Source organism: Erythrobacter sp., from assembly GCF_023653175.1.
Classification (GTDB): Bacteria; Pseudomonadota; Alphaproteobacteria; order Sphingomonadales; family Sphingomonadaceae; genus Erythrobacter.
The window spans coordinates 1-7,473 of sequence record NZ_JAMNXL010000177.1 but is presented as its reverse complement, the minus strand read 5'-3'; the positions used below and the strand labels follow the sequence as shown (position 1 = coordinate 7,473).

Here is a 7,473-nt window from a genome sequence, read left to right as displayed (position 1 = left end):
TTCCGGCCGGAAACCGCTCTAGGCGCTGCGCGCGCCCATCGCCCGGTCGAACAGCGCGCGCCGCGCCGGGCCGCCGATGGCGACGGCAAAGTCGGCGAATGCGCGGGCCTCGGGCCACAGCGCGTCGCTGCCCGGATCGGATCCCACGCTCCCGTCGAAGCGGGTCAGGCCCTCGAGCGCGGCGAGCGCAGTCACCCGGCGCATCAGCAGGCGCTGCGGCGCATAGGCGGCAAGGCGCGTGTCATACGCGCAGGCAAGGCCCCAGCCGCGCCGGTCGGCGACCAGCCAGCCGGACATGGCAACCACCCTCTCGCCCGCGCTGAGGCTGACCAGCCGCACCGCGCCGCGGCTGTGGCCTGCACGGATCGCGGTGCGGAAGGGTTCGGGCCCGGCCCGGGCGATGCCGGCGCCGCGCTCGAGCGCGAGGAAGGCGGCCAGCCACGGCGCGCAATCGCCCGCGCGGCGGTGCAGCACCAGCCGCACCGGGCCGAGGCGGTCGGCGAGCCGCGCTTCGAGCTGCTCCAGCCGGCGCTCGAACACGAGGCCTTTGCGCGGGCTCCCCGGGCGGCCTGCGATCCGCGCGCGGCGGATGATGCTCTTGCCGCGATGCAGGAGGCGGCCCTGCTCGGTGCACAGGTGGGCCAGCGCGAGCGTGGCGGGATCATCGAGTGGCAGGGCTTGGGCGATCAACCCCGCTGCGATGCCGGGACGCCGGTCGAGCCGCGCCAGCAGCGCCGCCCAGAAGGCGCGCTCGGCGCCGGGACGCAGCAGCGGAGTGCCGATCCCGCCGACCGGGCAGTGCCAGCTGCGCAGCACCGGGACCGGCGAGCGGGGACCGAGCCTGCCGAGGCCGAGCGGCAGCGCGCCGAGCCAAACGCCCGCCGCCCCCGCGGCCACCGCGAGCCGCAGCCGCTGTCCGGCGTGCGCCATCGCAGGCGCCATCAGCCAGTCGGCGGCGAAGATGTTGCCGGGCGCGGCCTCGCGGCTCAGCGCGGCCCAGCGCTGGTGGTCGGGAAGGGCAAGATGGTCGGCGCGCAGGAGTTCGGCCCGCAGCCGTTCGTTCCCCGCAGCGGGGGTCAAGTCACGGTGCAAACCCGCAGCCACGCGGCAATCGCGCAGCCCCTCGGGCGGCACCGAGATGGGGTCGATCAGCGACATGATTGCGGCCCTGTGCGAGAAACCCTACTCGATAATTCAGGGGTTTACGCGGATTCCGTGAATCGCGGGTTAACGCAAGATCTTAGCCTTGGCGCGGGGGGCTCGCGCGGTCAGTAACCGCTCGCCTGCCCATCCTTGCGCATCTCGGTTGCGCCGGTGTAGACCCCGCTCGCCGGATCGCGCGCGATCGCCTGATAGCCGCCGAAGGGGATGCCGGTGCGCTCGAACTCGACATTGTGGCCCATCGCGCGAAGGGCATCGACCGTGGCGCCGGAGATGCCCGGTTCGACCTGCAGCACGCCGAGCGTATCGACCGCCACGGTATCGGCCGGGCTACCCGCCAGCGCATCGGTCGGCTGGCGCCCGCCATCGTGGTGGAGCCGCGCGGCATCGCCCGCCTCCTGCAGGTTCATGCCGTAATCCACGAGGTTGACCAGCACCTGCACATGCCCCTGCGGCTGCATCCCGCCGCCCATCAGCCCGAAGCTCGCCCATGGCTTGCCGTCCTTTTTGATGAAGGCGGGGATGATCGTCTGGAACGGGCGCTTGGCGGGCGCGTAGGCATTGGGGTGGGCGGGATCGAGGCTGTAGAGCTCGCCGCGATCCTGGAACATGAAGCCGAGGCCGTCCGCCACCAGTCCCCCACCCATACCGCGGTAGTTGCTCTGGATGAGGCTGATCATCATCCCGTCCTTGTCGGCAACGGTGAGGTAGGTGGTGTCGCCCTCGCCCTCCAACTTCGGCGCGACCAATGCGCCGGGGGTGAAGGCGGGGGTCGCGCGCGCCGGGTCGATCAGGGCAAAGCGCTGCTTGCCGTATTCGTCGGTGAGCAGCTCTGCCGGGGGGCGCGCGAATTCCGGGTCGGCATAGAAGCGCGCGGCATCCTCGAAGGCGAGGCGTTTGGCCTCGGTGATGTGATGCAGCACCTCGGGGCTCCCGCGCTCCCACTGGGCAAGGTCGATGTTCTTGAGAATATTGACCATTTGTAGCGCCGCGAAGCCTTGGCTGTTGGGCGGCAATTCGCACAGCTCGTAGCCCTTGCGATAGGCGACGCAGGCAACCTCCACCCATTCGCTGCGATGCGCGGCGAAATCGGCGAGGGTGAAGGCGCTGCCTTGGCGCTGGAGGTAGTCCACCATCACCTTCGCCAGAGCCCCCTCGTAGAAGGCATCGCGCCCGCCCGCGGCGATGGCCTCGAGCGTGCTGGCCAGATCGGGATTGCGGAACATCTCGCCGGGCTTGGGAGCGCGGCCATTGGCGAACCAGACCTTGCGCGCGTTCTCGAACTCGAACTTCGTCGTCTTCTGCTGCCGCTCGTAGTTCTTCAGACCCCGGTCGAGATACATCGCGATCAGCGGCGCGACCGGGTGGCCCTCGCGCGCATAGCGGATCGCGGGCGCGAGCACCTCGCTCATCGGCAGCTTGCCGTATTTCGCGTGGAGCTCGAACCACGCATCGACCGTGCCGGGGATCGTGACGGGGAGCGGGCCCACAGGCGGTAGGCTGGTCGCACCTGCGGGCAGCTTGGCCTTGAGCTGCTCGAGCGTCTGCCCGGCGGGGGAGCGGCCCGAGCCATTGATGCCGACGAAATCGCCGCTCGACGGATCCCAGACGATCGCGAACAGGTCTCCGCCGATGCCGTTGCCGGTCGGCTCCATCAGACCGAGCGCGGCATTGGCAGCGATGGCGGCATCGACCGCCGAGCCGCCCGCCTTGAGAATGTCGAGCGCGATCTGCGTCGCCAGCGGGTGGGCGGTCGCGGCCATGCCGTTTGGCGCGACCACCGGACTGCGGCTCCACTGCGCGCCCACGGGACGGGCACCGGGGCCAATGCCCTGCGTCGCTTCGGGCGTGGTATCGGTGTGGGCCGGGGGCGGCGCCTCTTGCGCGGCCAGCGGCGCGGCGACGAGGGCGGAGGCGGCGAGGAGCTGGGGGGCAAGTTTGAGCATGGGGCGCACCCTAAGCCCGCCTCGCCCGCACGCAAGCCTCAGCCCAGCAGCATAACGTTCATCATCCGCCCCGGAGCCGCGAATGCGGCGATGCCGGGGATCATCAGCGCCAGCAGATAGGTGCGCACCAGATGGTTCTTGTGCGCGCGGATATTGCCGGCGCGGGCGGTCGCCATCACCTTCCATGCGGCGTGGAAAGTCAGCGGCACGAACAGGTGGATCCAGCTAAAGCTGCCACTGGTCTGGATGAAGATCGCGGTGGTGGCGGTGATCAGCATCAGCACCAGCCAGACCTTGCCGAGCTGCTTGTGCAGCGCCGTGCCCTTCCTCGCCAGCAGCAGCCAGCCGCCCAGCGGGATGGTCGGCAGGACTGCGGCGACGTGGAGGATCAAAGGCAGCTTGTTGTAATGGTGAAGGTTGTCGACCATCCCCAAGCCCGCCTTGCCGAGCGCAACGACGACGGCGAAGCTCATCGTGAAGCAGGCGAGGCTAATCGCGGTGCGGGTGGCGGGGCCGATGTCGAAGCCGGCGGCGGGCTTGGCGGCGGCGGCGGCGCGGCGGGTGATGAAGGGCAGGCTGATGGCGTTCATGGCGGGTCTCCTCGGATCGGTGCGTGGTTGCTCAAGCCGCTGTGCGCTCGCCCCGTTCGCGGGCAATCGCGCTTGCGCCGATGGCGCGGGGGATGCGCGAATTGTCCGCAAATCCGGCGCGCTGCCACTTTACGAAGCGTCAACGGACGGTCAGGAATGCGCCATGACCGCCGTACCGGCATCGCACCAACGCGCTCTTGCGCGCCGGATCATCATCGATCTGGCGGCGATGACCGCTATCGGTGTGTTCCTCGCGATCATCGGCCCGTTCGGCAGCATCGCCGCGCCGCTGGCCGAGCGGCTGGTGACGTGGATCGGCTTCGCATGGCTCGGCTATGCCTGCTACCGCCCGATGCAGAGCGTTGCGGCCTGGGGCGAGCGCGCGCTTGCGCTGCCGCGCTGGGGGGTGCTGGCGGCGGCGGTGCTGGTGGGAACCGTGCCGATGACCTTCGCGGTGATCGCCGTGAACAGCCTCCCGTCGGGCGGGCTGCACTGGCCGAGCTTCGAGGTGCTGGCGGGCACCTACTTCTCGGTGCTGGTGATCGGCGGGGCAGTGACGGTGCTGTTCAATCTGGTGCAGGGCACGCCGCGCGCGGAGGTGCCTGCTCCTGCCCCGCTGCACTCTTCGCCGCCGATGCCGCAGCCTGCTCCGCCCCCCGCGCCCTCAGCTCCGCCCGTTGCCGCCCCGCCGCCCCATCCGCTCCTCGACCAGCTTCCCGCCGAGATCGGCAGCGCGATCATCGCCCTTGAGATGGAGGACCACTATGTCCGCGTCCACACGATGCTGGGTTCCGCGCTGGTGCTGATGCGGATGCGCGATGCGGTGGCGCTGCTCGGCGATCTCGAGGGGATGCAGGTGCACCGCAGCTGGTGGGTGGCGCGCGCCGCGGTCGAAGATGCGGCGCGCGAGGGACGCAATGTGCGCCTCAGGCTCGCGCGCGGGATCGAGGCCCCCGTTGCCCGCGCCAAGATCGCCGAATTGCGCGACGCGCGCTGGATATGACTCTCAATCCGTGCGCCTGAACAAGCACCACGTAAACGTTTGGCGCGCACCCCAAGGGGTCATGTGGTCATCGCGCCAACTCGCCTCCAGCTTGACACCAGACCCCAGAGCGGCGGCCAGCCGATCCGCTTCATATCGTTCCACCTCCAGCCCGCTGCACCGTTCCGGCCCCTCGGGGGCAAAGGTGGCGACGATGGCCAGACCGTTTGTCGCCAAGCCATGATAGAGGGCACGGACGTAGGCGGCGCGCTGTTCGGGTTGGGTCAGGAAATGAAACACCGCTCGGTCATGCCAGACGTCATAGCGGCGCGGCGGCTGCCAGTCGGTGATATCGGCGACCAGCCATGCGACATCCGCACTGGCCGCACCCAGCCGAGCCTGCGATGCGGAAAGCGCCGGGGCGGCAATATCCAGGACGGTCAGATCGTCCCAACCGCGGGCAAGCAAGGCATCGACCAGCGTTGATGCGCCGCCCCCGATATCGATCAGCGACTGCGATGGTTCCGCGCCGAACCTGTCAAGTGCCAGCAAGGATTGTTCGGGCGCGGGCTGATACCAGCTCACGTCCTCAGGCCGCTTGTCGGAGTAGACTTTGCGCCAGTGGTCTTCGCGGTCGGTGGTCATTGCAAGGGTGTCCTCTCGGCTGTGCCGATACCACGAAAAAGGCCCCCGGCATCGCTGCCGGGGGCCCTTCCCGTGTCAGGGGATCGGCGCCTGTCAGGCGTGATACTTGGCGTAGCTCACATCGAAGCGGTCCGCGTTCATCACCTTGGTCCAGGCCGAGATGAAGTCGCACACGAACTTGCCCTCGTTCCCGCTCTCGGCATAGACCTCGGCCTGCGCGCGCAGGATCGAGTTGGAGCCGAACACGAGGTCGGTGCGGGTCGCGCGCCACTTTTCCGCGCCGGTCGCACGGTCGACGCCGACATATTCCTCGTCCCCGCTGTCATCGACCGGCGACCACTTGGTCCCCATGTCGAGCAGGTTGCGGAAGAAGTCGGGCGTGAGCTTGCCCGGGGTCTCGGTCAGCACGCCGATGCGGTGGCCGTGGTGGGCATGGTCGCTCACCGCGCCCAGCGCCCGCATCCCGCCGACCAGCACCGTCATTTCCGGCACCGACAGGCCGAGCAGATGCGCCCGGTCGATCAGCATTTCCTCGGTGCGGACCTGCGCCTTGGTCTTGAGGTAGTTGCGGAAGCCGTCGGCGAAGGGCTCGAGCGGCTCGAAGCTCGCCGCATCGGTGTGCTCCTCGGTCGCATCGCCGCGTCCGCCCATGAAGGGCACGGTCACGTCGAAACCGGCGTCCTTGGCCGCCTTCTCGACCGCTGCCGAACCCGCCAGAACGATGGCGTCCGCCATGCTGAGCGCGCCGCGGTGGGCTTCGATGGTGTCGAGCACCTTGGCGAGTTCCGCCGGGTCATTGACTGCCCACGAACGCTGCGGCTCCAGCCGGACGCGCGCGCCGTTGGCACCGCCGCGGTGGTCCGAGTTGCGGTAGGTCGAGGCCGAGGCCCAGGCCGCCTTGACCAGTTCGCGCACCGAAAGGCCGCTGCCGAGGATCGCATCCTTGAAGCGGGCGACTTCGGCATCCGAAGGCGTGGTGCCGGCCGGAACCGGATCCTGCCAGATCAGCGTCTCTTCCGGAACTTCCGGGCCGAGGTAACGCACCTTGGGCCCCATGTCGCGGTGGCACAGCTTGAACCACGCGCGCGCGAAAGCGCCGTCGAGCTGTTCCGGGTGCGCCAGGAACCGCTCGGAAATCTTGCGATATTCCGGATCGTTCTTGAGCGCCATGTCGGCCGTGGTCATCATCGTCGGCACGCGCTTGTTCGGGTCGCGCGCGTCGGGGGCGAGGTCTTCCGGATCGGGGTTGATCGGCGTCCACTGGTGCGCACCAGCAGGCGACTTCACCAGTTCGAAGTCGTACTTGAAGAGCAGGCGGAAGTAGTCGTGGCTCCAAGCGGTCGGGTTGTTCGACCAGCTGCCCTCGATGCCCGAGGTGGTGATGTTGCCCGCGGCGATCTCGTCCGCATCGTTGAGCCAGCCGAAGCCCATCAGGTGCAGGTCCTCGCTCTCAGGAGCCCCGCCGAAGGTGTCGGCCGGGTGCGCGCCGTGGGCCTTGCCGAAGGCGTGGCCGCCTGCGGTGAGGGCGACGGTTTCCTCGTCGTTCATCGCCATGCGGGCGAAGGTCTCGCGCATGTCGCGGGCCATGCCTTCCGGGTCATGCGGGTTGCCCTGCGGCCCTTCCGGGTTGACGTAGATCAGCCCCATCTGGATCGCGGCGAGCGGGTTTTCGAGCGCGCGGCCCTCGGTCGGGTGGATGCGGGTGGCAACGCCTTCGTTGACCCATTGCTCTTCGGTGCCCCAGTAGACGCTCTCGGGCTCGAACACGTCCGCGCGGCCGCCGCCGAAGCCGAACACGGGTCCGCCCATGCTCTCGATCGCGACATTGCCGGTGAGGATGAACAGGTCGGCCCAGCTGATGTTCTTGCCGTACTTCTGCTTGATCGGCCACAGCAGGCGGCGGGCCTTGTCGAGGTTGCCGTTGTCCGGCCAGGAGTTGAGCGGAGCGAAACGCTGCTGGCCGGAGCCCGCGCCGCCGCGCCCGTCACCGGTGCGGTAGGTGCCCGCCGCGTGCCAGGCCATGCGGATGAAGAACGGGCCGTAATGCCCGTAATCCGCCGGCCACCACGGCTGGCTATCGGTCATCAGCGCGGTAAGATCGGCCTTCAATGCCGCGTAGTCGAGCGTGTTGAACGCCTCGGCGTAATCG

General features: G+C 69.0%; 6 protein-coding genes. 1 reads left to right on the top strand and 5 read right to left on the bottom strand.

Annotated elements, in window-relative coordinates:
- Positions 1-18: 18 nt before the first annotated feature.
- The 3 genes from NBV68_RS15880 to NBV68_RS15870 form a co-directional block, all read right to left on the bottom strand.
- A complete protein-coding gene (locus NBV68_RS15880) occupies positions 19-1,158 on the bottom strand; it encodes a GNAT family N-acetyltransferase (RefSeq protein ID WP_296311582.1) in 1,140 nt (379 codons plus the stop codon).
- Positions 1,159-1,268: 110 nt separating this feature from the next.
- Positions 1,269-3,107 carry a gamma-glutamyltransferase family protein gene (locus NBV68_RS15875; protein ID WP_296311580.1) on the bottom strand — a complete coding sequence of 613 codons (1,839 nt, stop codon included), beginning with the start codon at positions 3,105-3,107 and terminating at the stop codon, positions 1,269-1,271.
- Between the two features lie 38 nt (positions 3,108-3,145).
- Positions 3,146-3,697, bottom strand: a complete 552-nt coding sequence (locus NBV68_RS15870; RefSeq protein ID WP_296311578.1) for a DUF2306 domain-containing protein — start codon at positions 3,695-3,697, stop codon at positions 3,146-3,148.
- Between the two features lie 163 nt (positions 3,698-3,860).
- Between NBV68_RS15870 and NBV68_RS15865 the strand changes: the two genes are divergently transcribed.
- Entirely contained in the window at positions 3,861-4,700 is an 840-nt protein-coding gene (locus NBV68_RS15865) for a LytTR family DNA-binding domain-containing protein (RefSeq protein ID WP_296311575.1), read from the top strand.
- A 3-nt stretch (positions 4,701-4,703) separates the two neighbouring features.
- Here the strand turns inward: NBV68_RS15865 and NBV68_RS15860 are convergent, their stop codons facing one another.
- Both NBV68_RS15860 and katG read right to left on the bottom strand, forming a co-directional pair.
- Entirely contained in the window at positions 4,704-5,324 is a 621-nt protein-coding gene (locus tag NBV68_RS15860; protein WP_296311573.1) for a methyltransferase domain-containing protein, read from the bottom strand.
- Positions 5,325-5,417: 93 nt separating this feature from the next.
- Positions 5,418-7,473: catalase/peroxidase HPI (katG, locus tag NBV68_RS15855; RefSeq protein WP_296311570.1), on the bottom strand; the 2,056-nt coding region annotated here is incomplete at its 5' end.

Coding starts and splice junctions, on each gene's coding strand:
- NBV68_RS15870 (WP_296311578.1), bottom strand. CDS start 3,697: ATGAACGCCATCAGCCTGCCCTTCATCACCCGCCGCGCCGCCGCCGCC.
- NBV68_RS15865 (WP_296311575.1), top strand. CDS start 3,861: ATGACCGCCGTACCGGCATCGCACCAACGCGCTCTTGCGCGCCGGATC.
- NBV68_RS15880 (WP_296311582.1), bottom strand. CDS start 1,158: ATGTCGCTGATCGACCCCATCTCGGTGCCGCCCGAGGGGCTGCGCGAT.
- NBV68_RS15860 (WP_296311573.1), bottom strand. CDS start 5,324: ATGACCACCGACCGCGAAGACCACTGGCGCAAAGTCTACTCCGACAAG.
- NBV68_RS15875 (WP_296311580.1), bottom strand. CDS start 3,107: ATGCTCAAACTTGCCCCCCAGCTCCTCGCCGCCTCCGCCCTCGTCGCC.